The sequence below is a fragment of the Akkermansiaceae bacterium genome, assembly GCA_024233115.1.
In the GTDB taxonomy this organism is placed as follows: domain Bacteria; phylum Verrucomicrobiota; class Verrucomicrobiia; order Verrucomicrobiales; family Akkermansiaceae; genus Oceaniferula.
In genome coordinates this window covers 174,099-200,493 of sequence record JACKQB010000006.1, presented here as the reverse complement: position 1 = coordinate 200,493, position 26,395 = coordinate 174,099, and the positions used below count along the sequence as shown (strand labels likewise).

Genomic DNA, 26,395 nt, shown 5'->3' with positions numbered 1-26,395 from the left:
TTTTATGCCTGAATCCAATTCCATCACCGGCTCCCTGCGCAGCCTGATCTCGGAGCGACTCTTCCCGCTGAAGGAATGTTTTACCGACCAGTGTGATCTCTATGCCGAGGGGCTGGATTCCATGGCGATGATGCAGCTCATCCTGCTGCTGGAGCAGGAATTGGCCGTCCGTATCGAAGCGGAGGATTTGGGCAAGGAAAACTTCCAAACACTCGGGGCACTTGCTAGACTGGTCGAGAAGAAACGGTCTTCTTAACCCGTCTATCAGCCTATGAGTGAACCCCAGGAGTCTAACAATAACTACGATGTTGTGGTCATCGGCGGTGGCAGCGCGGGTTTCTGTGCCGCGATTGCCGCTGCGCGTCAGGGGGGGCAGGGTAGCCGTGTCGCCTTGATTGAAAAATCTGACCGGCTCGGTGGGATGGGGCCACTGGCATTTGTGCACACCTTTTGCGGACTCTACCACCCCGATACTTCCATGCCGCCACGTGTTGCCAACGCCGGCCTGCCTGCGGAAATCGAAGCCGCCATCCGCCAGCGGACGGGTCAGGAGGCCCCCACCGCCATGGGGCGCGTCTATGTGCTGCACCAACATCCTGAAATCTACGACCAGCTGGCCAAGGAACTGGTCGCGGCGGAAGGTGAGTCGCTCGACTGCATGATGGAATCCGAGTGTATCGACATCACCCGCGAGAGCGATGGAGGGTTTGCTGTGGAGGTGTTGACCACCGGGGGGATCCGCCCAATGCGTTGCCGGAGTGTTGTCGATTGCTCAGCGGATGCACTCGGGGCGGATTTGTTAGGGGCGACGAGGTTGAGTGAGGAATCGGACCGACTGCAAAAGCCCGCGTTCATATTTTCGCTCAAGAACGTGGGTAAGGAGGTGCGTGAGGAGCGTTTTAAGATGCGCCTGGCCCTGGACCTGGTGCACGGTGTTGGAACCGGGCAATTGCCAGGCAGCATCCTGGGTGCCACCGTACGGGAGTCGGTGCACAAGGGGGAGTGTTTTATCAGCATGGACCTCGATACGGACAAGACGCAATGGAACCCGTCAAACCCTGCTGCGGTGGCCGAGATAGAAAGAACGGGAAGGGACCTGGCCATGAAACTCTACACCTTTCTCCAGGTCCAGTATCCGTTTTTTGAAGAAGCCACCGAGCCTGAGTTTCCACCCTCGATAGGTGTGCGTGAGTCATTCCGGTGGTTAGGCCGGCATGTGTTAACCGGGCAGGAATTGGTGGACGGGGTTTCCTTTCCCGATACCGTGGCGAATGCCACCTGGCCGTTGGAAATGCGTGAGGATGCCAAGGGGGCGAAGTTCACCTATTTTAAAAATGCCCGGGCGTCCGGGATTCCCCTCCGTGCCCTTGTGAGTGCGGAAATCCCGGGGGTCTATTTTGCGGGACGATGTATCTCGGCCACCCATGAGGCACTCGCGTCCGTGCGTGTCATGGGCACCTGTTTTGCCACAGGACAGGCCGCCGGCATGGCATCCATGTGTTATGCACAAGGGACCAAGGGGCTCGATGCACAGGCAAGGATGATCCAAGGCAGCCTCAATCATTGACATCCCAAACGAAGCCCATATAAAAAACCACCATGGAACGACGCCAGTTTATCAAATCATCCGCCTTGGCCATCGGTGCGACCACCGCTGCCGGGGTCGCAACATCATTAGCGGAGCATCACGAGAAAACCCCAGGCCCGTTGGTGAAAAAAGGTGATGTGATTCTATTCCAGGGGGACTCGATCACGGATGCGGGCAGGAGTAGAAAACATGCGGCCCAAGCCAACCAGCACGAAGCCCTCGGCAAAGGTTATGCGTGGCTGGCTGCCTCGCAATTGTTGGTCGACCGTCCGACCGAGCAGTTGAAGATATTCAACCGTGGTATCAGCGGCCACAAAGTGCCCCAGCTGGCGGGTCGATGGCAAAAGGATTGTCTCGATTTAAAACCCGATGTGCTGAGTATATTGATCGGTGTCAACGATATCTGGCATGGCTTGAACGGGAAATACGACGGCACACCGGCATCCTATGAAAAAGCCTACCTCGCTTTGGTCGAACGCACACTGAAGGCGCTTCCTGAGGTCAAACTCGTGATTTGCGAGCCCTTTGTGCTGCGGTGTGGTGCCGTCAAGGACAACTGGTTTCCCACCTTTGATGCCTACCGTGCATCCGCGAAAAAAGTGGCGAAGACTTTTGGCGCCACCTTTGTGCCGTTCCAGTCCATGTTTGATAAAGCCGCGAACATTGCCCCGCCTGAGCACTGGGCGCGGGACGGGGTGCATCCCACGGCGGACGGAGCCTCGCTGATGGCCCACAACTGGTTGAAGGCCGTACACTGACCACCCTGCGCAACCTCACCAAGGGCGCCTGACCACGCGGTTGAACCGGAGTGATTTCCGGGTTGGGGATAATTAACGAAAAAAAAGTGCGTTATTGGCGTATCTAGGGAATCACCATGAGTTTGATCGTCCAAAAATCCAGTCTGGCCGCCCTTGCCGGTTGCACGATGGGGGTGTCCCTGGCTCTCGGCCTGCCATTGTTGGCCCAGACCACGCCCGACTATGACCTGGCGCCGGTTCTCTACAGCAGTTCCAAGGATCATAACACCATTACACGGCTCCAGGAGGCAATCGACAGCGAGAAGTTCAACCTGCCGGACAGTGAGCCGAAGGAGATCCTGAAGGCCTTGTTGGATGAGTTGCAGATTCCCGTCTCGTCACAGATGCTGGTGTTTTCAAAAACCAGCCTACAGCGCGATCTGATTACCCCGGCGCACCCGAGGGCGGTTTATTTCAACAGCGACTTCTATGTGGGATGGGTCCCCGGCGGAATCATCGAAGTGGTGGCGTGTGATGACCCCAAGGGCATGATGTTCTACAGTTTTGATATCAACAAGCCCGTCGGAAAACGCACCTTTGTGCGCAACCAGGAATGTATGACCTGTCATGCGTCAAAAAACACCATGGACGTGCCCGGCCTGTTGGTGCGCTCTGTCTTTACTGAAAAAGACGGCCAGGCTCTCCTCAGCTGGGGCTCGTCACTGACAACACCCGCAAGTCCGATGGCCGACCGCTGGGGGGGCTGGTATGTCACCGGTACCCATGGGCAGAGTGGCCACATGGGTAACAAGTGGGTGACGATGTCCGAGTCGGGCGATCATCACTACAATAAAAACCACGGACTGAATGTCACCGACTTGTCCGCTTACTTCGACACCGGCAAGTATCTCACCGGAACCAGCGATATCCTGGCCTTGATGATCATGGAGCATCAGATCGACGTGCACAATAAACTCGCCGCCGCCAAGATGGGTTATCTCCGCCGTGTCTATCTGGGAAAGGCGATTAATGAGGGGCAGTACGACAGCGATTCGCCGGCAGCCAGGAAGATGTTGCAAGGTTACGTGGATTCGATTTTGAAGGCACTGCTGTTTGCGGATGAGGTCCGGCTTCCTGAGGACGGGATCAGTGGCTCGAAGGCCTATCAGAAGGATTTTGTCGCCCAGGGGGTTCATTACGACGGCCATTCATTGCGGGACCTACGCCTGGAGAAACGGATCTTCAAATACCGCTGCAGTTTTATGATCCACAGCAAGGCCTTCGATTTGCTGCCGGAGGAAATCAAAACCCCCGTGTTAAAAAAACTACACCGCATTGTGACCGGCCGGGAAACTCCCGTGGGCTACCCGCGGTTAAGTAGTCGTGAGCAAGGGCGCATCCACGCAATCCTGTCCCACACCCACAAAGGCTACCAGGCAGTGCTGCGTGACCAGTAAACCGCACGCCCAACGGGGACGGGTGGCCCAGCAGTCCTCTCGTATACACCTAATTTGATCGTGCAAACCGGAGCCATCCAGTGCATTGTGCAACCATGAACGTGACGCTGAAACATCTCTTTATTTCCCCGGGCCACAATTTCTACGGCAGGCATGGCAAGGGGGCGATGGATTATCCGATCAAGGAAGTGGAGCGCATCGATTGCGTTGCAGGGCGGGGGATCACGGATGACCGTTTTTTTGATTACAAACCCGACTACAAAGGCCAGATCACCTTCTTCGACTGGGCGGTTTACGAACGTGTCCGGGATGAAATCGTCCAAGGTGAGCTGCACCCGATGGCATTCAGGCGGAATGTGGTGCTCAAGGGGGTTGACCTGAATGAACTCATCGACAAACGTTTCACGCTGGCTGGGCTTGAACTCACGGGGTCGTGTGAATGTTCCCCTTGTTATTGGATGGACCAGGCCTGTGCCCCGGGAACCCACGAGTTTCTCAAAGGCCAGGGCGGCTTGCGCGCCAGGATCGTCAAAGGTGGTGAGCTGACTCTTGGTGAGTGCGCGCTGGAGGTGATTGGTGACATCCCACCCGAACCGAAGGAGGACAAAAAAGATGCCTGACCAACGATCTGACGCATCGGTGGGGTTTGATATCTGGAAACTGGGGGACGACGACCGGAAACCGGTTGTTGACCAGCTGGCGCGTGAGGAGCCCTTGCAGATAACGGTCGATGGCACGCCCGTCGCAGTGGTCATGCGCACACCCGGACACGATGCGGATCTGGTGAGGGGTTTTTTACTTACTGAGGGATTAGTAGAATCACTCGATGATGTGATGCGGATCGATCTCGAGCAGCAGCAGAATCATGCGTATGTATTTCTCTCCGATGATGTGGTTTTGGATCACGCACGCTTGAGTAGAAACCTCTTCAGCGCTTCGTCCTGCGGAATTTGTGGCAAGGCGAGTATCGAAGCGATCCAGCAACATGCGCCGCCGGTCGACAGTGGTCTGGTGGTAGCCTCGCACGTTGTGTTGGGCTTACCCGGCTCCCTCCGGGCTGCACAGGAGGTGTTTTCTAACACAGGAGGGCTGCATGCCGCTGCACTGGCTTCTGCCGAAGGCGAAATCCTGGTGCTGCGCGAGGACGTTGGCAGGCACAATGCCATTGACAAGGTCATCGGCTGGGCGGCGAGCCACAAGCTGGATCTCTCAGAAACTTTACTGCAAGTGTCAGGCAGGGTATCCTTCGAGGTGATGCAGAAGGCACTTGTCGCCCGTATCCCGGTTGTTGCTGCCATCTCCGCACCTTCGTCCCTGGCAGTCGAGTTCGCCCGCACAAGCGGCCAGACGCTGATCGGCTTTCTCCGCCCCCCCAAGATGAATATCTACGCGGGTGAGGACCGTATTATTTGATGACCTGGCTATATCCGGACACGTCACCGATTTTCCGCATCCAGCCGAGGCGCGATGACCTTGCACCACAACTCAGGGGTTGATCATTTTTAAAACGGGCATATGCTCGTTACTATTCAATGAATCATGAACAGCCCGACTCACACCACGCCCCCGGACAAGCGACACACGTTACGGCCGCTTGACCTGGATTTACTCACAAGACTGAGGGAAAAACATCACCGTCAGTGCCACGCGTGCAGTCATCAAAGTCTTCGTCTTGAGTTTGAAACCGATGGCGTAGACACATTGATTGGTCGAATCACGCCGCCTCAAGAACTCTGTAGCTATCCCAACGTGCTCCACGGTGGCATCATCAGCTTGTTCATCGATGAGGCAATGACTTGCTGCCTCATGGGCCACGGTGTTCTTGGGCTTACCGGCGAGCTTTCCCTACGCTTTCACCAGTCGGTGGAAACCTGCCAATTGCTGGAAATCAAAACACGGGTCATCCATGCGCGCCGACCTCTCTATCAGCTGGAAAGCCACCTGTCCCAAAACGGCAATATCATGGTTAGTGCCAAGGCCAAATTCATGCAGAAACCCGACCAAACGTCATTGACATGAGCCGTCCCATTCGCAGGTATGCAAATCACTTGGTTGCGATTTCCTCCCGAAGATAGACAGGCTCGATATCCCATTTCGGATTTTGCCCCAAAAACCGGCAGGCGTTGTTATGGAAGATGTCCAGCAGCTCCTGACGGTGGAACCGCCGCCGACTGCACTCCAAAATACACTCCTGCAAGGTAAATGGATCCGACGGCCCCCAATCCGCTGAGCTGTTTACCAGCATCCGCTCCCAGCCCATCCTCTCCAGCACATCCGCCGCCCGTTTGGCGGTCATCTTCGTCATGGGGTAAAGTGTCATCCCGGCCCAATACCCGCGGTCCATCACCATCTGCACGGTATGCTCTTCGACGTGATCGATCCACACACGTTCAGGATCCATCGCTGAAAAATTGGCCAGGATCTCAAGGATGCGGCGTGTCCCCTTCAGTTTGTCATCGAGGTGCGGCGTATGCACCAACATCAACTGGTCATGGTCAAGTGCCATCTGGATCTGCCATTCAAAGGAGTCACATTCGTTTTTTGTGGATAGATGCAACCCGATTTCGCCGATGCCTAACACATGAGGGTTGTTGAGAAATCCAGGCATGTGTTTACACACCTCCCGTGTGAGTTCCATATCCTCGGACTCCTTCGGATTGACCGCGATCCAGGAAAAATGACGGATTCCATACTGCGCTGCCCGTGTCGGCTCATATTCTGAAATTTGCTTAAAGTAGTCTAAAAACGTCTCGGGATGCTCCCGCTCAAATCCCGCCCAGAATGATGGTTCACATACGGCGACCACACCGGACATCGCCATTCTTTCGTAGTCTTGTGCGGTCCGCGCGATGGCGTGGTAATGAGGTTGGATCACATACATAACTTACTCGGTGGTTGTATCTGAAAATAACAGAGCCAGTTGTTTGGCACGATCCGGGGGCTGGTTGTCACTCGCTATCAAACGAAGCGCCTGCACACACCGACTGAGCCGTGGTTCCGGGCTAACAGCAGGGTCGCCGCCTCCCGCAAGCTGGTACCGATCAAAAAAGGCAGCCAACTCCAGCAGCTGGCATCGTGCCTCCAGGTAGTGACGGTCCAATACCTCCGCCGGGTTTAAACGATACATTGTGACTCACTCAATAAAGGTTTTCTCATCAGCTCGTAAGCCTTTTCCAGCTCACGGTCCTGGTGCCATTGCTGACAATGCTGTAAATGCCCCCCCAGTTGGGTTTCAAGCAAGGGAACTAACAAACCACTGCGCCATGCATCCAATGTTTCCCCCACGGTCCTGGTAGGTGTCAGCCAAACACTGATTCCCCGTTTCAGCAGGGTGTGGTAAGCATGATGTCCAATACCCCGGGTGAATACCGAGGCTATCCGTGGCCATACCATGGCCCGCGATGCCTTGTAGCAACCTCTTTCCATCAGCGGACGTCCCACCACCTCCCAATCATCAGTGACCGTGTCATACAGGAAGTCATAAGCGGAACGCCCGAAATGCTTGCCGAGGACCGAATCCAAACCGGCGTCTCTGTCTACCCCGAGACAGATATAACTATCATGGTAAATCATGGATATGAGCATATGCCCAATACGCCATCTGTCAAGATTTACCTTCAGGGAGGTTTTTCACCTCATTTTTCAACGGTTTAAGAATACGCAGGGCATGGCCACCGACAAGTGCCTGTGCAACCTTGCTCCGGGCACGCCGCACGATGCGGTCGAAGGTTTGTCTCGATACACCCATTTGCTCAGCAGCCTGCGCCCGGTACAAGCCTTCGGCGTCGGCCAGCTGCAATGCCTCAAGTTCATCGGATGCCAACTCCACCTCCTGCAGGTCGGAAAGGGGGATGCCCCGGGGTTTGAAATAACGGGCTGCCGGTGAGCAACGAATGCGGCGCGGATTCAGAGGGCGGGGCATCAGGTCAATGTGTTGGAAATCCGGACCATCCTAGTCGCGTGACATGAAGAGTCGAAGGACATACCAGAACATCATAGCCACGCTCGCAAACAAACCGAGCGACGCCGCCACATATTGGTGGGTGTTGTAGTGGTGAATGATATTACTGGTGCTGTAGAGAATCGAGCATGCGGCGAATGCGACCATAGCGAGAGAAAACCAGAATCCGAGGGTGATAAAGCTCGGGAAGATCACGGCGATAACGATGACTCCGAGAGCCAGAAAGCCCCCGACTTTCAGTATGCCGCCAAGGAACGAGAAGTCCTTTTTGGTGGTAAAGGCTACGGTGGTAAGGGCTGCAAAAAGTAACAGGGTGACACCCCCGGCCTTCGCGATGATCGTGGGGTCGCCGCTGTAGAGTTTGGCCATCAGAAGCATAGGCACAAAAATCAACGACCATGAGAAGACACCTAATCCAAGGCCTGCGTACTGCATGGTTAAACTCGTGGCGCCCCTGGCCCATTTATCGGCGATTGAGGAAGTGAGCATAAATACCCCCAAGACCACGAGCCAGCTGAAGCGATGGGCTCCGAGGAGACCAAAAACGGTGCCTTCGATGCCTGGGATCGACATCAAAAACGCCTCAATCAAGGCAAAGGCGGCAATGGCGCCAGCGAGGTGGGTGTAGGTCTTGCGGATAAACGCGGCTCGGACGTCGACCGGCTGGGCGGCCACAGTAGAAGGATTGGCGTAGGGGCTTGCGTAGGGATTGTCCATGGCCGCAATCTAGTATGATTCCGCGGGACTGCCAGTAGTTTTTTTAATCCGCAAATCGACAGGCCCCGTTTGGTGCGTGTGGCAAAGCACGATCATCCTCCGGAGTATGAGGGCTGCTATTGAGCATGGCGTGAGTGGACGAGCGCAACCCACGCGCACTCCGAAGCCTCCCCCAGGTGATTTTAATAAGGCTCAGCGTGTCTCCCGTTTTTGACTTGGGGGGATGGACGGATTTCCCTCTGTTGTTATGGCTAACAGAACTTAGAATTTCCAGCTCATATTGACGTAGGCAAAGCGTCCCGCGCCCGGGATGCGGTCGCCGACTGCCACGTCGCTGGCACCGACACGGTTGATGCCGCCGAGGTGGTCGGAGTATTTTTCGTCCAGCAGGTTTTCGATCCCCACCTCGAGGCGGGGTCCGTTTTCAAACTGATGGGCGGCGCGCAGGTGCACCAGGGCGTAGCCGGCGGTGCTTGTCTCCCCGTTGAATGCCGATGTCCTGTTCTGGTCGGCGGCCCATTCCAACTCACAATGAAACTCCCACTTGGCGTTATTCCATGCCAGGTCCACCAAGCCATTGAGCGGAGCGATGCGGTAGAGGTTGTCGTGGTTGGTCGTATCCCTGCCCCGCACATAGCTGGCATGACCGGAGAGCGATAACTCGTTGGTAAACTCATAGCGGGCGGCAAGCTCCGCACCGTAGAGTTCGACATGGTCGATATTCTGGAAACGGAGCACGGGTTGGCCATGATGGAGTATCGGCATCCCCTGGATGTAGTCCTGGATGTAGTTGTAAAACGGAGTGAGTTTAAGCTTCCAGTGGTCACCCTTACGACTGGCGCTGGTGGAGATTTGAAAAGAGGTTTCGGGATCAAGCCCGGTGTTGCCCATGTAGGTTCTGCCGTCGGCCAGACCGGCGCTGGCGTTGAGGGGGGTCCAGAGATAGCGTTCCGAGAGCGAGGGGGCGCGGTTCTTCATGGCGAAGGCAAGTTCATACGAGGACACATCGTCGGGTGTGTATTCGAGGGCTGTGACGAGGTCGATCAATACATCGTCATGTGACCGCTCACCTGCATTGAACGCTGCGGCATCAGCGGCGACCGGGGGCATGCCGAAGCCCGGTCTGACTTTGTCGGCACTGGTTTTCACCAGATCACCGCGTAGTCCTAACAGGTAACGCCACTCCTTGCTCCACTGGTTTTCCCATTCGGCAAAAATGCCCAGGCGTTCGCGCCGGTTATCGGCAAAGGTGTCACGCACGGCACCCGAGGCGAGCATCACCTGGTCGGCGTCAAACTCGTTGCGGTGCAGGTCGATGCCAATACGCACGGTCGACTCGTCCTGCGGCTTCAAGGGAAGTGAGAACTCGCTGCGCAAACCATAGTCACGGCTGCTGGCAGGGGCGTCCATTTTCATCATCGCCGGGCGCAGGGTGTGGTTGGTCATCAGGTGATCGATGTCGTGCACGTAGAGATAGGTATCGAGCGTGCCCGCCCCCAGGGCGGTTTTGTAGCGCATCCCGATATGCCAGGAGTCGTCCTCGATCATATCCATCGCCAGGGTCGGTGTGCCGGCGTCACGGGTGCTGCTCAGACCCGCGTCCAGGGTGAGGAAGCCTTGCCCGGTGCGAAGCGAGGCGGTGATGTCGTGGCGCTGGGTATCAAATCCGCTGGCGCGCAGTGTGCCACCGGGAATCCGTAAATCGTCGGCGGTCGACCAGCTTCCCCGGTAGTCGAACGCCGCATCTTCATTGGCGTAGGAAAACTGGCCTTTGGCACCGTAGGAATCGTGGCTGCCCCGGTAAAAGGTGGCTATTTCACCACCGGTCAAGACGGTGCCGTTAGAGGCAAAAACAGGATCGGGCTGCGACAGGCGTATGGTGCCGCCCAAGCTGTCGCCTCCAAGGCTAACAGGTGAGACACCGGCGATCAGCTCCAAGCGTGTTGTTGCGGAGGCGTCCGCATAGTGCAGCGGCGGGTCCATGTGGTTAGGGCACGCCGGGCTGACGGTCATACCACCGAGTAAAACGCGGACGCGGTCGCCGGACAGCCCACGGACCTGGGCGATACCCGTCTGGCTACCATTGCGCAGCACCGCGGCACCGGGAGTGCGGCCGAGCAGCGACGCGCCGTCGAGTGCGCGGTGGCGCTGGCCCTGCAGCTCGACATCGTTTGCCCCCCAGAGGCCTGTCGTCCCCCTGCCGGTAATGACCAGCGGGTCAAGCGGGCCGTCATTTGCCGCCATGACAGCGGCGTTGGAGCTTACGTAGACCAGGAGGGGGACGAAACAATTTTTCAAACACAGTTTCATGGCTCGAAGTTAGCGGTTGCAAGTGCTGCTTGCTAGGTCAAAAATGTGTTTTCCGGGTTGTTTTTTGATTATGAACTGAGTGGGGATCGGTTATAGTCGCGCCATGCACTACTGCTTGATCTGCGTATTGATGGCGATTGTTTTAATCCAGACGGGCACAGCCGGGGTGGATAAGGGTCCTTTGGAAACATGGCTGGCAGCCCAGAAGGAACAAAACTCGGTCTACGCCGAATTCGTCCAGACACGCAAGCTTGCGACCTTGAGGAAGCCCCTGGTCAACAAAGGCCGGATGTGGGCGAAACGACCCGACAAGTTTCTCTGGGTGATGGGCAGTCCCGCCGTGGTCACGGTGCTGAGGAAGGGCGAGGAATACCTCTATCTCGACAAGGAAAAAAACGAGGCTATCAGGATGGGTGCCGACAGCCGTTATGCCCGGCAGTTTGAAATGATGACCGGTGATATGGGGGAAACGATCGCCGAGTTTGAAAAGCGATTTGCCATCAAGGAGACGAAGGTGGTCGATGGTATCTACCACGCCACATTTTCGCCCGTGAACCGGCAGTTCAGGAAACGTGTGCCGTGGCTCATTCTCTCCGTGCATCTTAAAACGAACCGCACGGCCGGATTTGAAATCCACCTTGAGGACAAAACGGTGATCAGCACGCAGTTTACCAAATACAGCCTGAACGTCGCCATCCCTGACGACCGGTTCAAAGCCGATACCACCGGCTACAAGGTCAAAAGGAAGTAGCCGACCGGGAATTGGTCCATCCTAACGGAAAAAGTAATCAGAGTCCCATCTCGTGTTTGTGTGTGATCGACTCCAGCATGGCGGCGTTGGTTTTGTGGTGCCGAAGGCTTTCTTGCAGACGCAGGGCGTCATTGCGTGACAGCGGGTTGCTATACCATTCCATCTGCCAGGGTTTGAAGGCCTTGGTGCCTTTGAACTGGCCTTTGTTGTGGGCTTTGTGCTCCGCCACGGCGTCTTCCGACATGCCGATGAAACGACGGTTCATCCGGTTTTTGAGGATGTAGACTTGATAGGATTTTTGGTCGGACATGGTTTTAGAAAAGTAGGGTAAGTTTGTAACTTGCCGACAACCTCGGCAGGATGCACTCACCAAGTTTGTCGGCAACTTGAAAAGTCGCCCTACCGGGATGATTCAATACTGATTTCGATCGATTTGCTGGTTGGGGTGTTGCTTTCCAGGGCGGTCGAGTTGACGGGCACGAGCGGGTTGGCCTCGGGGAAATAGGCGGCGGCCGTGCCCGCGGGGATATCGTAGGGGATGGCGTGGAATTTTTCCACCTTCCTTTTTCCATCCTCCCAGTGGCTGGTGATATCGACCAGGGAAACCGGCGGGATGTTCCGCGCTGTCATGTCGCCTGGATTCAGGAAAATAATCCGGCGTCCCATACCGATACCGCGGTAGCGGTCGTTGAGGCCGTAGATGGTGGTGTTGTACTGGTCGTGGCTGCGCAATGTCTGGAGGATGAGCCTCCCTTCCGGCACCTGGAACTGCTCCAGCACCGAATCGCTGAACCCGGCCTTGCCCGTGGCGGTGTCCCAGATGCGTTGCTTGGCATTGTTAGGTAAATAGAACCCTCCTGGGTGGCGGACTTGTTGATTGTAGGGGGCGAAGCCGGGGACGATTTTTTCGATCAGATCGCGGATACGGTCGTAGTCCTCAACCAACCAACGCCAGTTGATGGTATCCGAGTTCCCTACGGTGGCTTCGGCGAGTCGCGCCACGATCGCCGGCTCGCTCAGCAGGTCTTCAGAAGCAGGTTTGAGCTTGCCGCGCGACATGTGCACGATCCCCATCGAGTTTTCACAGCTGACAAACTGGTCGCCTTCCCTCTGTGTGTCGCGTTCGCTGCGCCCCAGGCAGGGGAGGATCAGTCCGGTTTTGCCAGTCACCAGATGGCTTTTGTTGAGTTTGGTGGAAACCTGGCAGGTGAGTGTGCAGTTAGAAAGCGCCTGCGCTGTGTAGTCGGTGTCGGGTGACGCCTGGAGGAAGTTTCCACCGAGGGCAAAAAAGACCTTGGCGTCGTTGCGGTGCATCGCGAGAATGGCGTCGACGGTGTCGTATCCGTCTTTGCGGGGGCAGTTCAGACCGAACTCGCGGTCAAGCGCGGCAAGGAAGGTCTCGGGCATTTTTTCGTAAATCCCCATGGTGCGGTCGCCCTGCACATTGCTGTGTCCTCGCACGGGACAGAGGCCGGCACCAGGTCGGCCAATCGCGCCTAACATCAAGTGGATGTTGGTGATTTCACGGATCGTTGCCACCGCGTTCCGGTGTTGCGTGATACCCATTGCCCAGCAGGTGATCAGCTTGCGCTCACCCTTGAGCAGGGTGTCGGCCAGCTTTTGCACATCCTCCCTGCCGATTCCCGACATGCTGGTGAGTTCCTCCCACGATGCGGCTTCACAGCGCTGGCGGTAGGCCTCGATTCCCTCTGTATGATCGGCGATGAACGCATGGTCAAGGGCATCACGGCCGAAGAGTTCCTTGCCAAGCGCGCGCATCAGTGCGAGGTCGCCATTGAGGTTGACCTGCAAATACTGCGATGCCAGCGGGGTGGATTTTCCCAACATGCCGGAGACCTTCTGCGGATGGGCAAATCCCATCAACCCGGCTTCCTTGAGCGGGTTGATGGCCACGATGCGCGCTCCGTTTTCGACCGCCGTTTCAAGAGCCGACAGCATACGCGGGTGATTGGTGCCGGGGTTCTGGCCAATGCAGATGATGGTATCCGCCCCATGGATGTCATCCAGTGTCACCGTGCCCTTGCCGACGCCGACCGATTGTTTCATGGCTGTGCCACTGGACTCGTGACACATGTTGGAGCAGTCGGGGAGGTTGTTCGTTCCGTAGACCCGGGTAAAGAGCTGATAGAGGAAGGCCGCTTCGTTGCTGGTCCGCCCGGAGGTGTAGAAAACCGCCTCGTCCGGATGGTCGAGCCCGTTGAGGGTGTCGGCAAGCAAGGCGAAGGCATCGTCCCAGGAGATCGGTTGATAGTGGCTGGCACCCTCACGCAGAACCATCGGCTCGGTGAGGCGGCCCTGCTGGTCATGCCAGTAATCGCTTTGCTCCAGGAGGTCTGCCACACTGTGTTTTCTGAAAAACTGACGGCCAATCCGGCGGGTAGTCGCTTCCGACGCGATCGCCTTGGCTCCGTTTTCGCAGAACTCACTATGGGCACGATGGTCGTCCGGGTCCGGCCAGGCGCAGCTCGGGCAGTCGAATCCGTCCTTCTGGTTCAGTTCTAACAGCGCCTTGGTGCCGCGCGCCGGCCCCGCCGTTTTCATCACGTGCTTCATCGCGGAGGCCACGGCACCCGGCCCGCCTGCGTATTTTTTAGGCTTGCTGACCCTCGGCGGATTTTCGTCGGGCAATGGTTGGCTCTCCCTTGGCATACCGCCCACTATACGGGTAAACAGCCCGATGCCAAACCGGAAGTCAAAAAAGCCGAATCGACTTTTGTCAAAGAACTGTGTAGGCTCACAGCCTGTTTTACCCTCATGTCCACCGACAAGCATTCATCTTCGCAGGAAAAAATCACCCTGTTTCGCTCGCTGTTCCGGGGGCGGGAGGAGGTTTATGCGCAGCGCTTTGTAAGTAAGAAAATGGGAAAAGGCGGATACTCGCCGGCGTGCGGAAATGAATGGGTGCGGGGAGTGTGTGAAAAGCCGCTCATCAAGTGTTCTGAATGCGCCAGTCAGAATTGGTTGTCGGTTAGTGATGAAGTGGTACGCTGGCACCTCATGGGCAAGGAGCCCGGGGGGAGGGACTTTGTGATGGGGGTGTATCCGATGCTGCTGGATGAACGGTGCTGGTTTCTGGCGGTGGATTTCGATGGCGAGGGTTGGCAGGGTGAGGTGCGCGCGTTCATGGAGGTTTGCCGCGGAATGGAGGTGCCCGCCTCGTTGGAGCGGTCGCGCTCGGGCGATGGCGGGCATGTCTGGTTGTTTTTTGAGGAGCCGGTTCCAGCGGCGATGGCAAGGTCGCTGGGCTCCCACCTGCTCACTCTGGCCACGCAAAGGTGTCCGCAGACCAAGCTACAATCGTATGATCGCTTTTTCCCGAACCAGGACACCCTGCCGCGTGGTGGCTTCGGGAATCTCATCGCACTTCCATTGCAAAAAGAGCCACGTAAGCACGGCAACAGCGAGTTTGTTGATGTCAGCCTAACACCCTATCCAGACCAGTGGGCATACCTGGCGTCCGTGCGAAGAATCACCCTCAGGCAGGTTGAAAAATGGGTGGAGAAAGCCAGGAAAAGTGACCAGGTGTTGGGAGTGCGCATGGTTCCAGACGAAGCAGACGATACGCCGTGGAAAGCACAACCATCACGGAGAAGCCAGGCAGATCTTAGGTTGGGCAAAGCAGAAAAACCCAGGTCGCTGGAGATGGTTTTGGGCGATCAGATCTACGTTCCCAAGGAAAATCTCCCGCCCGCACTGCACAATGCCCTGGTGCGTCTGGCTGCGTTTCAAAACCCGGAGTTTTACAAAGCGCAGGCAATGAGGCTGCCCACCTATGATAAGCCGCGTGTCATCGCATGCGCCGAGGATTATCCTGAGCACGTGGCACTGCCGCGTGGGTGCCTCGAAGAGATGATGGAAATGTTGGATGGGCTGAAAATACCGACCAAAATCGACGATCAACGCAACCAGGGAGAGGTATTGCAAGTCACCTTCCAGGGTGATCTCCGCCCCGACCAACTAACCGCAGCCACAGCGCTGGAGCAACACGACACCGGAATCCTCGCCGCCACCACCGCCTTTGGCAAAACCGTACTCGCCGCGGCCATGATTGCGCGGCGAGGTGTCAATACTCTCATCCTCGTACATCGCAAGCAACTGATGGACCAATGGGTCGAGCGGCTCGTTCAGTTTCTGGATGTGGAGGAAAAACAAATCGGCCGTCTCGGCGGTGGACGCAGAAAGCTCACCGGAAATCTCGACATCGCGATCATTCAGAGCCTGGTGCGCAAGGGTGAGGTGAAGGACCTCGTTGCCGACTACGGACATCTCGTCGTTGATGAATGCCACCACCTCTCCGCGCATAGCTTCGAGCTTGTCGCCCGACGCGCCAAGGCGCGCTATGTGTTGGGGCTTTCCGCCACCGTCACCCGCAAGGACGGTCATCATCCGATCCTTTTCATGCAGTGCGGACCGGTGCGCTACCGGGTGGACGCCAGGACTCAGGCGAACAAACGCCCTTTTCGCCACGAAGTGATCGTACGCCCCACCGGTTTCCGTTTGCCACTGGAAACCGATGATGACCCACGCCTCGCTTTCCAACAAATCTGTGATGCCCTCTATCAAGATCATCGCAGAAATCGCCTCATCGCCGATGAAATCCTCGATGCCGTCCGCGCCGGAAGAACTCCCCTCGTGCTCACCGAACGCACGGAACATATTGACTTTCTTAATCGATTGTTAGAAGACGAGCTGCCGCACATCGTTGTTTTGAAAGGAGGCATGCCTGCCAAGGAGTTGAAAGCCGCCATCACCTCCCTGGGCAGCATCCCGGAGTCCGAGCCGCGTGTCATTTTAGCCACCGGGCGCTTTGTCGGCGAGGGTTTTGATGACTCCCGGCTCGACACCCTTTTCCTCACCATGCCGGTTTCCTGGAAGGGAACCATCGCCCAATACGCGGGTCGCCTGCATCGACTGCACGGCGGGAAAAAGGTCGTGCGCGTCTTCGACTATGCCGACCTCGATGTGCCGATGCTCTCGCGCATGTTCGACCGCCGCTGCGCCGGTTACGAGGAAGTCGGCTACACCATCCTGCTGCCCGCCCACGCCCTGCCCGGCTGGCCACCGGAAGTGCCGCTACCCATCGACCCGCAGTGGAAAAACGACTACGCCGCCAGCGTCCGCCGCCTCATCCGCGACGGAGTGGATGCCCCGCTCGCCCGTCTTTTTGTCCACGTCACCCGCCCGCCCGAAAAGGGAGCCAAAGGCACCGCCCGGGCAAGAAGCGCCAGCGAGAAATTCCTCCACCGCCGACTGCAAACCCTTCCCGACACAAAAGGCCAGTTCAAACTCAACGCCCGGCTGCCCATCCCATTCAACGAGCGCAGCGAGATGGAGGTCGACTTCCTCTGCCGGGAGAAAAACCTCGTCATCGAACTCGACGGCGACCAACACCTCAGCGACAAGGAAACCTACCGCCGCGACCGGAGAAAGGATGCCCTGCTCCAGCAAAACGGCTACCTCGTCCTCCGTTTCCTGACTACAGACTTAGGAGAAAACCTCGACCACGTTATGGACACCATCCAGCGGGTGCTGGTGGGGAGGTGAGCAAACAGCTTGCGGTGAAAATTGGGTGTATTCACCGCATGATTCGCCGGCGTTCGAGTGCAATGGCACTTAATTAAGCGGGGAACTCGGGCACACTCCAATTTTTTTTAGTAGAAAGTTTATAGACATGTTTTGAGCGTGAGCTCACCCTGACAACGTCTGCGGGCTGGATGGCCGAGATCAAGTATCGGTTCCAGGTCCCCGTTCCGAAGCGTCAGATCTTTTCATACCTGAAAATAATGCGGTTTTCCGCAGCGCTCTGACCTGTTTGCCACAGCCCGCAGGCACTTTCACTCCCTCAATCCCTTTCTATGATCGCCAAGGAATGATCAGGGGACTGCTAGGTTGTTATTCCGGTGGGCAATCCGGTGTAATCGGGTGTATAATCAGGTGTGATTCAAACCAATACGATCGTAATCACGCCTGAATTGCTCTCGCTGCTGTCTGAGGTCTGGCAGGCTATGCCTATGTGCCCTATTCCTCTCTCGAAAGTATCGTAGAGAACAGCAAGGAAAGTTACTATCTTGCACTACGGCAGACTCAGGGAACGATTCGTAAGGAAGCTCCCGATTGGCAACCGTGGTTGTTGTTTTTCATGAAAGCGATGCAGCAGCAAAAACGCCGACTGGCTGTCAAGGTTGAGCGTGAGCATCGAGCGATAGCAGACTTGTCTGAGCTTGCTGTCTCGATTCTGGATTGCGCGAAACAACAAGGGCGTGTCACGAATCGCGATATGGTGAGGGAAACAGGGGCCAGTGCCAACACACTCAAGGTAACCTTCGGTTCTTTGGTGAAAAAAGGAATGCTCGTCCGGCATGGTGGTGGACGTTCAACTTGGTATGGTCTTAGCTGATTATTTGTATGCATCATTTCCTTGACCGACCCCTTTTCCGCGACCCCTTTTCACTTTTCCGAACCCCTTTTCAGACCCCTTTTCAATTGAGCACAGAGAGTGGTTGTTGGGAGTCGAGGCTCTTGCAGGGTCTGCGGTTGAGCAAGCTCTGAATTTCTAGTCGTCGGCTGGGGACAGGATGGTTGCCCGCCAAAGCCCGCACCAGTGATCCGGGCTTTGCACGTCCTTGATGTGTGGGATGCTGTCTTTATCAAGGCGGTAGTAGTCAATGAGCTGGTTGCTCAGAAGTAGATCGATGGTCATGGGGATGGCTGGGTGTGTTAGACCCATTGCCAAAACTCATTTCCGAAACGGGGGCGACTAAAAAGTGTGAGTGACAGAATGAATGAAATCAGTGAGCCAGTTGTTCCGGCCAGAAATACCCGATACCTGCGTTGCTCGTCGGTCGAGGTGCCCGCACCACTCCCTCCTCACGCCTTGGTCTCGGGCATTTCTGGCTCGGCCGTTTTCGGCAATTATTTTTGGCAACAGGTCTAGTGCGCCAGGCAGCATTTTTTGTATTTCTTGCCGCTACCGCAGGGGCAGGGGGCGTTGCGGGATATCTTTGGCTCGAAGCGGATGACGTTTTCGATTTGGGCTTCTCTTACCAATCTGTAGTTCTCCTTGATTGTGGTGAGCCATTTTTTATCCATGATGTGCTTTACCAAAGCGAGCATGCCCTCTGCAGAAACGAGATCGGGACTCATGAAATCGATCGATAAGCCGCTCATGTCCTGAGCCATTTCGTCATCCTTGCTGGCTTTCAACCATTTGAAATAATATTGGGGGTCTTCCCATCCGTAGTTCACCGTCGATACGTGACGGTTTTCATGAAAAACTTGAATGATGGTTTTTCTGCAATCGCAGCCTTTGTCCGTGCAGTAATAATCGATAAATTTGTATTCTCCATCGGGGAGCCTGGGTTCATCAGAAATAGTAACTGTTCTTACAGGGTGGTTTCCTCCGAGAACTTCTCCGGCGGGTTTGAAATACATGGTGATTGTTCGTTAGTGGTTCTGTTTGTTTTTTGTTCTAATTTATCGGAGTAATAGATGACTGAAGCCATCGGGATTTCGAGTTTCTCGCCTTCTTTCATTTTGGCGATGGGTATTCTGTTATCTCGTGCGACTTCGTAGTCGGGATTGAGTTCAAGTGCCTTGTCGAAGGCAGTCGCGTTTGCCTTTGGTTTGGGTGCAGATCGGGCACTTGTTGTTCATGGGGTCGCCGGGGGTTTAGTTGAGTGCTCTGGTGAGGTGTTCTTTCTCCTCCGAGGTGAGGATTTCTTTCTCGAGCATGGTTAGGATGTTTTCCGGAAGGAGGGATTTGTGGGGCACTTCCCGGAGGTCGGCCAGGGTCTCTGGTGGCGTTTGGTGGGTTTGCAGGGCGGTGAGCTGGCTGTGGTGGAGGATGGCGTTTTTGAGGTGCGGGGTGGCGAGGTGGGGGAGTTGGGCTGCGGTGAGGGCGTTGGCGGCGGTGAGTTGCTCTTGTTTTTGGTGTTGGTGGCGTTTGATTTCGGCGAGTTGCTCGGGGGTGTGAGTGGGTGCGGGTTTTTCGGGGTCGGGCTCCAACAGGTTGCGGCGGGCGCGGGTGTTGGTCTGGAGCAGTCCCGCGCGCTGGAGTTGTTGCAGGCTGTCGTGAGTGGTTTGATCGACGAGGATGATGTTGTTTTCCAACCAGTCGGGTGTGGTGTTGTGGCGGGGGTAGAGTTGGCCGCAGAGTTGTTGGATTTCGTTTTTGAGGGCTTTGGTGACGGTGTTGGTGACGAGGTAGATTTTTTGCAGGGCGGGATCGGTTTCTGTGTCGGTGCTGTCGGAGGAGGCGTTGTGGAGTTCCCGGGTAAGGAAGTGTTGCTCGGCGTGGAGGAGGTTTTTGCCGAGTTTTTTCTGGAGTCGGGTGGCGAGTTCTTTGGCGGGGTCGGCGGGTGGAGTTTTGGTTTTTTTGGCGGCGGTGGAGGCGTGTTGTTTACCGGCCTCGAGGGTTTGCTGGAGGCGGGCGAGGAAGGACTGGCCGCCTTTTTTGAGCTGGATTTCCGAGATTTTGCCGATGCCGTCGAGCACGCCGTCGGCGAGACCTTGTTTCATGGCGAGGGTGTCTAACATGCCGTGCTCGATGGTGCCCTCGGCGATGAGGTTGATGACTTGCACGGGTTTTTGCTGGCCTTTGCGCCAGGCGCGGGCGATGCGCTGCTCGAGTTTGGCGGGGTTCCAGGGGAGGTCGCAGTTGATGACGATGGAGGCGTTCTGGAGGTTGAGGCCGGCGCCTCCGGATTCAGTGCAGAGGATGATTTTGCAGTCGGGGTCGGTTTTGAAGGCTTTGATTTCCAGGCGGCGTTTTTTCTGGGGAACCTTGCCGGTGTGCCAGGCGTGGCCGATTTTATTTTCGATGAGGTGCTCGCGGATGAGGGTGAGCATGCCGATCCACTCGGAGAAGATGATGATTTTGTTTTCCGGCTCCTGGAGGGCGGTTTCGATGATCTCCTTGAGTTCGTCGAGCTTGGGGGAGGTGCGGGTTTCCTTGTCGAGGATGAACTGGGTGTCGCAGAGCATGCGCATGCAGCCCAGGGCACCCATGAGGCGCTGGTGTTCCTCGGGGCGGAGGGGGCGCTTTTTTCCGAGGTTGGCGAGGCGGCGGACGGTGTCCTCGTGGGCGGCGTAGTCGGATTTTTGACCTTCTGTTAGAGTGATGAAGCGATTTTCATCGGTGCGGTCGGGGAGTTCGGTTTCCACCTGGGCTTTGCGGCGGCGGAGGATGACGGGGGCGACTTTCTGGCGGAGCTGGTCGAGGTTGCGGTAGCCCTGGGGTTTGCCCCTTTCATCATCTAACAGGTAAAACTGGCGGTTGAAGCGGAACAGGGCGCCGAAGATGGAGGGATCGAGGAATTCGATGATGGAGTAGAGTTCGTCGATGCGGTTTTCGATGGGGGTGCCGGTGAGCACGAAGGCGTAGCGGGAGTGGAGGCGCTTGATGGCGCGCGCGGTGAGGGATGACCAGTTTTTGATGCGCTGGGCTTCGTCGAGGATGACGATGTCGGGCTTGAGGGCGGCGTTGATGTCGAGGGAGTCGGAGCGGATTTGCTCGTAGTTGGTGATGATGAAGAAGGCGGCGGGGTTTTGGTAGGTATGGCAGCGTTGGGAGCGGTTGCCGTAAACGATTTCACAGGGGAGGGTGGTGAATTTTTCGATTTGTTCCTCCCACTCGGCCTTGAGTGAGGCGGGGGCGACGATGAGGCAGCGGTCGGCTTTTCCAAGGCGGTGGAGCAGGGCGGCCGCGGCGATGCCCTGGATGGTTTTTCCGAGGCCCATTTCATCGGCGACCATGGCGCGTTCCTTGAAGGCGAGGTGCAGCATGCCCTCGTGCTGGTAGGGGTAGAGGGGCAGCAGGGTTTCGTGGGCGGGGAACTCGCCGCTGTGGACTTTTTGCTGGTAGCTGCGCTGGAGCTGGAGGCACTCGGCGGCGTGTTGTTTTTTCCGGAGCCAGGGTGCGACACGGGCGGAGACGCGGACGCTTTCGGGTGCGTGTTCGAGTGCGGTGGCGATGAGTTTTTCCGGCGGGCAGGATTCTTTTCTGAGTCCGTTGGACTGGACACAGAGGCGGAGTTTGCGCGGGATGGTGCAGGTGCCGGTGCCGTGGAGCTGGAGGTCGTCGTTGTGGATGACGAGGGTGGCGTGTGGCGGGCCGTTTTTTTCCGCTGCTTTGTAAAGGCGGGGGTAACGTTTCCGGAGGTGGAAGAGGACGGCTTCGGTGTGTTTGCAGGTGCCGAGTCCGTTGGTGGCGAAGTCCGGGGTGGTTGAGTGGAAAAGGTGTTTGGAGAGGTCGATGATTTCGACGTGATAGGTGCGGTCTGAGTCGTTGGAGGTGATCTCGAAGGTGGCGTGGATTTTATCTCCCGCCGTGATCTGTCGGATGGCGGGCGGGTTTTCGAGGGCGCGGACTTGGCGGCGGGTGGTCTCCTGCTCATCGGTGGTGCGCCAGTCTTGCTGGGCGGGGAGGCTTGCCTTGAGTTCGGCGATTTGTTTTTCGAGTGGGGTGAGGTTTTTTTTCCTTTTGGCGGCGGGCATGGGCAGATGCTACAAAATGATTTCTTTTAGAAAAGCCCTGAGATGGGACTTTTCAAAGTGGGTGACTTGCCTACCATGTGAGGCATGACAGATATAGAAATCGCGCAGCAGGCGAAGATGTCGCGCATCGCCGAGCTCGCCGCCGGGAAACTCGGAATTGCCGACGAGCATCTCGAGCCCTACGGCCACTACAAGGCGAAGGTTTCGCTCGACTACCTGGAGAGTTTGAAGGACCGGCCCGACGGCAAGCTCATCCTGGTTACCGCCATCTCGCCGACGCCCGCGGGGGAGGGAAAGACCACCACCAGCGTGGGGCTCACCGACGGCTTGAACCGGATCGGGAAAAAGGCGGTCGCCTGCCTGCGCGAGCCGTCGCTGGGCCCCTGCTTCGGCATGAAGGGGGGCGCCGCCGGCGGTGGTTACGCCCAGGTGGTGCCGATGGAGGATATCAACCTGCACTTCACCGGTGACTTCCACGCCATCGGCCTGGCTAACAATTTGCTCGCCGCCCTTGTGGACAACCACATCCACCATGGAAATGCGCTGGGTATCGACGTCCGCCGCATCGTCTGGCGCCGGGTCGTCGATATGAACGACCGCTCGCTGCGCGAGATCACCATCGCCCTCGGCGGACTCGGCAACGGATATCCCCGCGCCGATGGATTCGATATCGTCGTCGCCTCCGAGGTCATGGCGATTTTCTGCCTCGCCACCTCCCTGTCCGAGCTCAAGGACCGGCTGGGCAACATCATCGTCGGCTACACCCGCACACGCGAGCCTGTCCGCGCCCGCGACCTCAACGCCCACGGCGCGATGACCGTGCTGCTCAAGGATGCCTTCAAACCCAACCTGGTGCAGACGCTCGAGGGGAACATGGCGTTCATTCACGGCGGCCCCTTTGCCAACATCGCCCACGGCTGCAACTCCGTGATCGCCACCCAGTCCGCGCTCAAGCTCGCCGACTACGTGGTCACCGAGGCCGGATTCGGGGCCGACCTGGGGGCGGAGAAATTCATCGACATCAAGTGCCGCAAGTCCGGGTTGAGGCCGGATGCCTCGGTGGTGGTCGCCACCATCCGGGCGCTCAAGTTCCACGGCGGCGCCGCCGTCAAGGAGCTGGCGGAGGAAAACCTCGCGGCGCTGGAGAAGGGGGTCAAAAACCTCGAGCGCCACGTGCGCAATGTGCGCGAGCACTGGGGGCTGCCCTGCATCGTCGCCATCAACCGCTTCAGCGCCGACACCGATGCCGAGGTCGCGCTGCTGCGCAAGAGACTCTCCCACCTCCAGGTGGACGTAGTGCTCGCCGAGCACTGGGCGAAGGGCGGCGAGGGGGCCGAGGACCTCGCCCGCGCCGTGGTGGCTGTCACCGGGAAATGCCCGGCGAACTTCCAGTTCACCTACGCGGACGACTTGCCGCTGTGGAAAAAAATGGAGGCGGTGGCTAAAAAAATCTACTCCGCCAGCGAAGTGGTGGCGGACACCAAGGTACGCGCCGAGGTGAAGCGCCTGCAGGACGCCGGCTTCGGCCACTACCCGGTCTGCGTCGCCAAGACCCAGTATTCCTTCTCCACCGACCCCAGGTTGTTAGGCGCGCCGGAGAACCACGTCGTCAAGGTCCGCGAAGTCCGCCTCGCCGCCGGTGCCGAGTTCGTCATCATGATCTGCGGCGACATCATGACCATGCCCGGTCTGCCCAAAGTCCCCTCCGCCAACAAAATCGACCTCGGCGAGGACGGCCAGGTGGTGGGCCTGTTTTAATAGGGGAGCGTGGACTTCCAGTCCGCATTTCACCTGGGTTGCCCACCCTCCCTAAGTGATCGGGATGGTGTGGGCGGGTTCGCGTTTTTTCATCGAGTGGATGACAATCAGGTTGGCGGCGATGATGAGGGAGCCGCCGAGGATGAGTTGGTTGGTGAGGGACTCGTTGGCGTAGGGGTGGCCCATCAGGCTGGCGATGAGGCCGGGCAGGAAGAGGGCGTAGCAGGCGGTGAAGACGGGTTCGGTGGTGTAGATGAGGCCGGCCTCGGTGGCGGTGACGTGGCGCTGGTAGGTGTTCATCAGGCAGAACGATGCCACCGTGCAAACGAGGGCGAGAAGGGTCGTCAGCAGGATGATGCTCGCGGATGAGCCCATACTCAGCACGACCGCTGGACTTGGGGCGGTGATGAATGTGATAGGGAGGAAAATGACGGTGATACCGAGGCACATCACCAGGGTGACGCTTCGGCCCCTGTTGGCGGCAAAGCGGGATTTTTCCAAGGCGAGGATCTGGAAGGTGAAGAACACCGCGCTGGCCATGGTTTCCAGTTCGCCGCGACCGATCTTGAGATTGTCTTTGCTGACTCCGGCAAGAACGGCACCGCCACCCAGGACGAGAAGCACGGCGACGATGGTTGTTTTTCCTGGGAATCTGCGGTCTCTGAAGGCGACCCAAAGAGGGAGGAAAACACAGTAGCTCTGGGTGAGGAAGGCAGAGGTGGAGGCTTCCGTGTAGGCCAGCCCGTCGGCTTGCAGCCACATGCCCGTGCCACCCCAGAATGCGAGTGTCAGGCCTTGTTGGATTTCGAGGCGTGTAGGATGACCGAGCCGCAGGGTCAGGAAAAACATGAGGGTGCCGGCGAGTAGAAAGCGCGCCATCTGGATCCAGCTTGAGAAGAAGAGGGTGGAGCCAGCCGGGCTGTGGTCGCGCAGCTCGATCATGATCGCTTTGATGACAGGAAAGGAAATCCCCCAGAAGGCACAGCAGAGAATGAGTCCGATAACGGCTTTGGTGTTCACAGTCGCGAAGCTAGTCGGTCATGCGCTCAGAAAAAGCGTTATTTTTGAACGGGCTCAAAGACCTGGTTTTTGGAGTTTGAAACTTGGGGCATCGAGTTTAGAAACAGGGCATGTCCAGAACCATCATCTACCACAACCCACACTGAGGCTCCTCAAAAAACGCCTTGGCGGTCGCCGAGGAAACGGGAGCCGATTACGAAGTGATCCTCTACATCAAGACGCCTCCTGGGCGTGAAGAACTGGAAAAAATCGTCGCCGCCCTGGAAGACCCGGTCGAGGACCTGGTCAGGAAAGACTCGAAATTCAAGAAACTGGAACTCAACCCGGACGACTACGTAGGCAATCCGCAGGCCGTGGTTGACATTTTGCTCAAGCACAAGCAACTACTCCAGCGGCCGGTGTTATTGCGCGGCAAGAAAGCGATCATTGGTCGGCCCAAGCAGCGGATCATCGACTTTTTAAAGGGAAAAAACTAACAGTGATAAACTAACAGCTTATGCCCTCACGTGGTCGACATCAGAGTTCGTCGAAAGAATGCCTGCAAATGATCCGGAAGATCGAATCCATACAGGGTGTTGCGGGTGTGATCATTGGCCGGTCGTATGGCGGTAAATCGCTGGGTCAAAACGGCAAAACGGGATCAGTGCGCGTACAGCGCGAGGTCCCCGGTGGTCTCAAGGCCGTGACGCAGACATCGAAGGGCCTGCAGGAGCTGTTTATACGCACGGATGAAGGTCTCGCTCCCGAGGTTTGGCGCAGGATTGAAGACCTGGTGCAGTCGTGACCCGGCTCTCTTTTTTAGCCCAGGACACATTTATTGCTCTACACACCCTTGAAAAAATCATTATAATGCGCGATATGACCCCCCGTAAAGTGAACTCATTAGTGATCGTTTTGCTTATCATTTCGCTCATGTCATGTTTTGGGCAGGCGGTAGAGGCTCCGGCTAAAGAAGCACCCGTTAAGGAAACTCCCGAAAAGCAAGAAGCGCCCGTAAAAGAAACCCCTGAAAAGAAAGAAGCGCCTGAGAAGAAAGAGGATGCGGCAACGCCAGGAGACAAGCCGGCGGAGGTGAAGCCAGTCAAGGCCCCCGAGGCTCCCGAGGCTCCCCAGGTCATGGGGTGGCGGGAGTGGGTGTGGATGGTCAAACCGGAATTTGTATTACGCGCGAAGCTGGACACGGGCGCGAAGACGTGTTCGATCCATGCCTCGAACATCCAGGCCGTGGAGGTTGACGGCAAAAAATGGGTGAAGTTTACCATATCCGACCCCGCCAGTGATGCCGGCGCCCGTCTCAAGCACAAGGCACCCGTGGTGAGGATCGCCAAGGTCAAGAACGATTCGGGTGGACTCGACGAACGTTATGTCGTGGCGCTCACTTTTAAAATCGGCGACCACGAGAAAACCGGGGAATTCAGTTTGAACGATCGTAGCGAAATGAACTATGGGGTGCTGATTGGCCGCAATATGCTGCGGGAGTTGGGGGTCGTGGATTCCGGTCGGGAGTATGTCCTGAAAAAACCACCGGGCGCACCGAAACGTAAAAAAGGATCTGTGCAGGAGTAAGCGTGACCCACACCT

25 protein-coding genes and 1 pseudogene are annotated in these 26,395 nt (G+C 57.1%); 14 read left to right on the top strand and 12 right to left on the bottom strand.

What is annotated here, in order from left to right:
• Positions 1-4: 4 nt before the first annotated feature.
• From H7A51_16955 to H7A51_16925, 7 genes are all read left to right on the top strand, one after another.
• The gene (locus H7A51_16955) at positions 5-256 is read left to right on the top strand and encodes a hypothetical protein (GenBank protein MCP5537908.1); all 252 of its coding nucleotides are present in this window, start codon (positions 5-7) and stop codon (positions 254-256) included.
• A 15-nt stretch (positions 257-271) separates the two neighbouring features.
• The gene (locus H7A51_16950; GenBank protein MCP5537907.1) at positions 272-1,567 is read left to right on the top strand and encodes an FAD-dependent oxidoreductase; all 1,296 of its coding nucleotides are present in this window, start codon (positions 272-274) and stop codon (positions 1,565-1,567) included.
• Between the two features lie 32 nt (positions 1,568-1,599).
• Positions 1,600-2,346 carry an SGNH/GDSL hydrolase family protein gene (locus tag H7A51_16945; GenBank protein ID MCP5537906.1) on the top strand — a complete coding sequence of 249 codons (747 nt, stop codon included), beginning with the start codon at positions 1,600-1,602 and terminating at the stop codon, positions 2,344-2,346.
• Positions 2,347-2,462: 116 nt separating this feature from the next.
• Entirely contained in the window at positions 2,463-3,782 is a 1,320-nt protein-coding gene (locus tag H7A51_16940) for a hypothetical protein (GenBank protein ID MCP5537905.1), read from the top strand.
• Between the two features lie 95 nt (positions 3,783-3,877).
• The gene (locus H7A51_16935; protein ID MCP5537904.1) at positions 3,878-4,402 is read left to right on the top strand and encodes an MOSC domain-containing protein; all 525 of its coding nucleotides are present in this window, start codon (positions 3,878-3,880) and stop codon (positions 4,400-4,402) included.
• A complete protein-coding gene (fdhD, locus tag H7A51_16930) occupies positions 4,395-5,195 on the top strand; it encodes a formate dehydrogenase accessory sulfurtransferase FdhD (protein ID MCP5537903.1) in 801 nt (266 codons plus the stop codon). Before H7A51_16935 ends, fdhD begins: the two co-directional genes overlap by 8 nt.
• Positions 5,196-5,321: 126 nt before the next feature.
• Positions 5,322-5,801, top strand: a complete 480-nt coding sequence (locus tag H7A51_16925) for a PaaI family thioesterase (GenBank protein ID MCP5537902.1) — start codon at positions 5,322-5,324, stop codon at positions 5,799-5,801.
• A 25-nt stretch (positions 5,802-5,826) separates the two neighbouring features.
• Here H7A51_16925 and H7A51_16920 read toward each other — a convergent pair whose 3' ends face one another.
• The 6 genes from H7A51_16920 to H7A51_16895 all read right to left on the bottom strand — a co-directional run bounded on the left by H7A51_16920 (position 5,827) and on the right by H7A51_16895 (position 10,770).
• Complete coding sequence (locus tag H7A51_16920; protein ID MCP5537901.1) at positions 5,827-6,663, bottom strand: TatD family hydrolase; 837 nt, start codon at positions 6,661-6,663, stop codon at positions 5,827-5,829.
• 3 nt (positions 6,664-6,666) lie between these two features.
• The gene (locus H7A51_16915; GenBank protein MCP5537900.1) at positions 6,667-6,909 is read right to left on the bottom strand and encodes a hypothetical protein; all 243 of its coding nucleotides are present in this window, start codon (positions 6,907-6,909) and stop codon (positions 6,667-6,669) included.
• On the bottom strand, positions 6,897-7,355 hold the full coding sequence (locus H7A51_16910; protein ID MCP5537899.1) for a NifB/NifX family molybdenum-iron cluster-binding protein: 459 nt from the start codon (positions 7,353-7,355) through the stop codon (positions 6,897-6,899). Before H7A51_16910 ends, H7A51_16915 begins: the two co-directional genes overlap by 13 nt.
• A 31-nt stretch (positions 7,356-7,386) precedes the next feature.
• Entirely contained in the window at positions 7,387-7,704 is a 318-nt protein-coding gene (locus tag H7A51_16905) for a DUF134 domain-containing protein (protein ID MCP5537898.1), read from the bottom strand.
• A 30-nt stretch (positions 7,705-7,734) separates the two neighbouring features.
• Positions 7,735-8,460, bottom strand: coding sequence for a US12 family protein (locus H7A51_16900; GenBank protein MCP5537897.1), 726 nt, complete (start codon positions 8,458-8,460; stop codon positions 7,735-7,737).
• A 261-nt stretch (positions 8,461-8,721) separates the two neighbouring features.
• Positions 8,722-10,770 carry a TonB-dependent receptor gene (locus H7A51_16895; protein MCP5537896.1) on the bottom strand — a complete coding sequence of 683 codons (2,049 nt, stop codon included), beginning with the start codon at positions 10,768-10,770 and terminating at the stop codon, positions 8,722-8,724.
• A 103-nt stretch (positions 10,771-10,873) separates the two neighbouring features.
• Between H7A51_16895 and H7A51_16890 the strand changes: the two genes are divergently transcribed.
• Entirely contained in the window at positions 10,874-11,521 is a 648-nt protein-coding gene (locus H7A51_16890) for an outer membrane lipoprotein carrier protein LolA (protein MCP5537895.1), read from the top strand.
• A gap of 37 nt (positions 11,522-11,558) precedes the next feature.
• Here H7A51_16890 and H7A51_16885 read toward each other — a convergent pair whose 3' ends face one another.
• Both H7A51_16885 and H7A51_16880 read right to left on the bottom strand, forming a co-directional pair.
• Positions 11,559-11,831 carry a hypothetical protein gene (locus tag H7A51_16885; protein MCP5537894.1) on the bottom strand — a complete coding sequence of 91 codons (273 nt, stop codon included), beginning with the start codon at positions 11,829-11,831 and terminating at the stop codon, positions 11,559-11,561.
• 89 nt (positions 11,832-11,920) lie between these two features.
• Positions 11,921-14,191, bottom strand: coding sequence for an FdhF/YdeP family oxidoreductase (locus tag H7A51_16880; GenBank protein ID MCP5537893.1), 2,271 nt, complete (start codon positions 14,189-14,191; stop codon positions 11,921-11,923).
• 396 nt (positions 14,192-14,587) lie between these two features.
• On the opposite strand from H7A51_16880, the gene H7A51_16875 reads away from it, so the two are divergent.
• On the top strand, positions 14,588-17,086 hold the full coding sequence (locus tag H7A51_16875) for a DEAD/DEAH box helicase family protein (GenBank protein ID MCP5537892.1): 2,499 nt from the start codon (positions 14,588-14,590) through the stop codon (positions 17,084-17,086).
• 469 nt (positions 17,087-17,555) lie between these two features.
• Positions 17,556-17,939, top strand: a complete 384-nt coding sequence (locus H7A51_16870) for a hypothetical protein (protein MCP5537891.1) — start codon at positions 17,556-17,558, stop codon at positions 17,937-17,939.
• A gap of 156 nt (positions 17,940-18,095) precedes the next feature.
• Here H7A51_16870 and H7A51_16865 read toward each other — a convergent pair whose 3' ends face one another.
• From H7A51_16865 to H7A51_16855, 3 genes and pseudogenes are all read right to left on the bottom strand, one after another.
• Complete coding sequence (locus H7A51_16865) at positions 18,096-18,242, bottom strand: hypothetical protein (protein MCP5537890.1); 147 nt, start codon at positions 18,240-18,242, stop codon at positions 18,096-18,098.
• Between the two features lie 230 nt (positions 18,243-18,472).
• Positions 18,473-18,559, bottom strand: a pseudogene (locus H7A51_16860) (SEC-C domain-containing protein).
• Between the two features lie 651 nt (positions 18,560-19,210).
• Entirely contained in the window at positions 19,211-22,036 is a 2,826-nt protein-coding gene (locus tag H7A51_16855; GenBank protein ID MCP5537889.1) for a DEAD/DEAH box helicase, read from the bottom strand.
• A gap of 84 nt (positions 22,037-22,120) precedes the next feature.
• Between H7A51_16855 and H7A51_16850 the strand changes: the two genes are divergently transcribed.
• Positions 22,121-23,794: a formate--tetrahydrofolate ligase gene (locus tag H7A51_16850; GenBank protein MCP5537888.1), complete on the top strand. Its 1,674-nt coding sequence runs from the start codon at positions 22,121-22,123 to the stop codon at positions 23,792-23,794.
• Between the two features lie 51 nt (positions 23,795-23,845).
• Here H7A51_16850 and H7A51_16845 read toward each other — a convergent pair whose 3' ends face one another.
• The gene (locus tag H7A51_16845; GenBank protein MCP5537887.1) at positions 23,846-24,814 is read right to left on the bottom strand and encodes a DMT family transporter; all 969 of its coding nucleotides are present in this window, start codon (positions 24,812-24,814) and stop codon (positions 23,846-23,848) included.
• 164 nt (positions 24,815-24,978) lie between these two features.
• Between H7A51_16845 and H7A51_16840 the strand changes: the two genes are divergently transcribed.
• From H7A51_16840 to H7A51_16830, 3 genes are all read left to right on the top strand, one after another.
• Positions 24,979-25,290, top strand: coding sequence for an arsenate reductase (locus tag H7A51_16840; GenBank protein ID MCP5537886.1), 312 nt, complete (start codon positions 24,979-24,981; stop codon positions 25,288-25,290).
• A gap of 68 nt (positions 25,291-25,358) precedes the next feature.
• Positions 25,359-25,598 (top strand): hypothetical protein, encoded by a 240-nt coding sequence (locus H7A51_16835; protein MCP5537885.1) that lies wholly within the window; start codon positions 25,359-25,361, stop codon positions 25,596-25,598.
• A 128-nt stretch (positions 25,599-25,726) separates the two neighbouring features.
• Complete coding sequence (locus H7A51_16830) at positions 25,727-26,380, top strand: ATP-dependent zinc protease (protein MCP5537884.1); 654 nt, start codon at positions 25,727-25,729, stop codon at positions 26,378-26,380.
• Positions 26,381-26,395: the final 15 nt, after the last annotated feature.

What these genes read in the sequence shown, in the direction of transcription:
- H7A51_16955 (MCP5537908.1), top strand. Translation starts at nt 5, where the DNA reads ATGCCTGAATCCAATTCCATCACCGGCTCCCTGCGCAGCCTGATCTCG.
- H7A51_16950 (MCP5537907.1), top strand. Translation starts at nt 272, where the DNA reads ATGAGTGAACCCCAGGAGTCTAACAATAACTACGATGTTGTGGTCATC.
- H7A51_16945 (MCP5537906.1), top strand. Translation starts at nt 1,600, where the DNA reads ATGGAACGACGCCAGTTTATCAAATCATCCGCCTTGGCCATCGGTGCG.
- H7A51_16940 (MCP5537905.1), top strand. Translation starts at nt 2,463, where the DNA reads ATGAGTTTGATCGTCCAAAAATCCAGTCTGGCCGCCCTTGCCGGTTGC.
- H7A51_16935 (MCP5537904.1), top strand. Translation starts at nt 3,878, where the DNA reads ATGAACGTGACGCTGAAACATCTCTTTATTTCCCCGGGCCACAATTTC.
- fdhD (MCP5537903.1), top strand. Translation starts at nt 4,395, where the DNA reads ATGCCTGACCAACGATCTGACGCATCGGTGGGGTTTGATATCTGGAAA.
- H7A51_16925 (MCP5537902.1), top strand. Translation starts at nt 5,322, where the DNA reads ATGAACAGCCCGACTCACACCACGCCCCCGGACAAGCGACACACGTTA.
- H7A51_16920 (MCP5537901.1), bottom strand. Translation starts at nt 6,663, where the DNA reads ATGTATGTGATCCAACCTCATTACCACGCCATCGCGCGGACCGCACAA.
- H7A51_16915 (MCP5537900.1), bottom strand. Translation starts at nt 6,909, where the DNA reads ATGTATCGTTTAAACCCGGCGGAGGTATTGGACCGTCACTACCTGGAG.
- H7A51_16910 (MCP5537899.1), bottom strand. Translation starts at nt 7,355, where the DNA reads ATGATTTACCATGATAGTTATATCTGTCTCGGGGTAGACAGAGACGCC.
- H7A51_16905 (MCP5537898.1), bottom strand. Translation starts at nt 7,704, where the DNA reads ATGCCCCGCCCTCTGAATCCGCGCCGCATTCGTTGCTCACCGGCAGCC.
- H7A51_16900 (MCP5537897.1), bottom strand. Translation starts at nt 8,460, where the DNA reads ATGGACAATCCCTACGCAAGCCCCTACGCCAATCCTTCTACTGTGGCC.
- H7A51_16895 (MCP5537896.1), bottom strand. Translation starts at nt 10,770, where the DNA reads ATGAAACTGTGTTTGAAAAATTGTTTCGTCCCCCTCCTGGTCTACGTA.
- H7A51_16890 (MCP5537895.1), top strand. Translation starts at nt 10,874, where the DNA reads ATGCACTACTGCTTGATCTGCGTATTGATGGCGATTGTTTTAATCCAG.
- H7A51_16885 (MCP5537894.1), bottom strand. Translation starts at nt 11,831, where the DNA reads ATGTCCGACCAAAAATCCTATCAAGTCTACATCCTCAAAAACCGGATG.
- H7A51_16880 (MCP5537893.1), bottom strand. Translation starts at nt 14,191, where the DNA reads ATGCCAAGGGAGAGCCAACCATTGCCCGACGAAAATCCGCCGAGGGTC.
- H7A51_16875 (MCP5537892.1), top strand. Translation starts at nt 14,588, where the DNA reads ATGCTGCTGGATGAACGGTGCTGGTTTCTGGCGGTGGATTTCGATGGC.
- H7A51_16865 (MCP5537890.1), bottom strand. Translation starts at nt 18,242, where the DNA reads ATGACCATCGATCTACTTCTGAGCAACCAGCTCATTGACTACTACCGC.
- H7A51_16855 (MCP5537889.1), bottom strand. Translation starts at nt 22,036, where the DNA reads ATGCCCGCCGCCAAAAGGAAAAAAAACCTCACCCCACTCGAAAAACAA.
- H7A51_16850 (MCP5537888.1), top strand. Translation starts at nt 22,121, where the DNA reads ATGACAGATATAGAAATCGCGCAGCAGGCGAAGATGTCGCGCATCGCC.
- H7A51_16835 (MCP5537885.1), top strand. Translation starts at nt 25,359, where the DNA reads ATGATCCGGAAGATCGAATCCATACAGGGTGTTGCGGGTGTGATCATT.
- H7A51_16830 (MCP5537884.1), top strand. Translation starts at nt 25,727, where the DNA reads ATGTCATGTTTTGGGCAGGCGGTAGAGGCTCCGGCTAAAGAAGCACCC.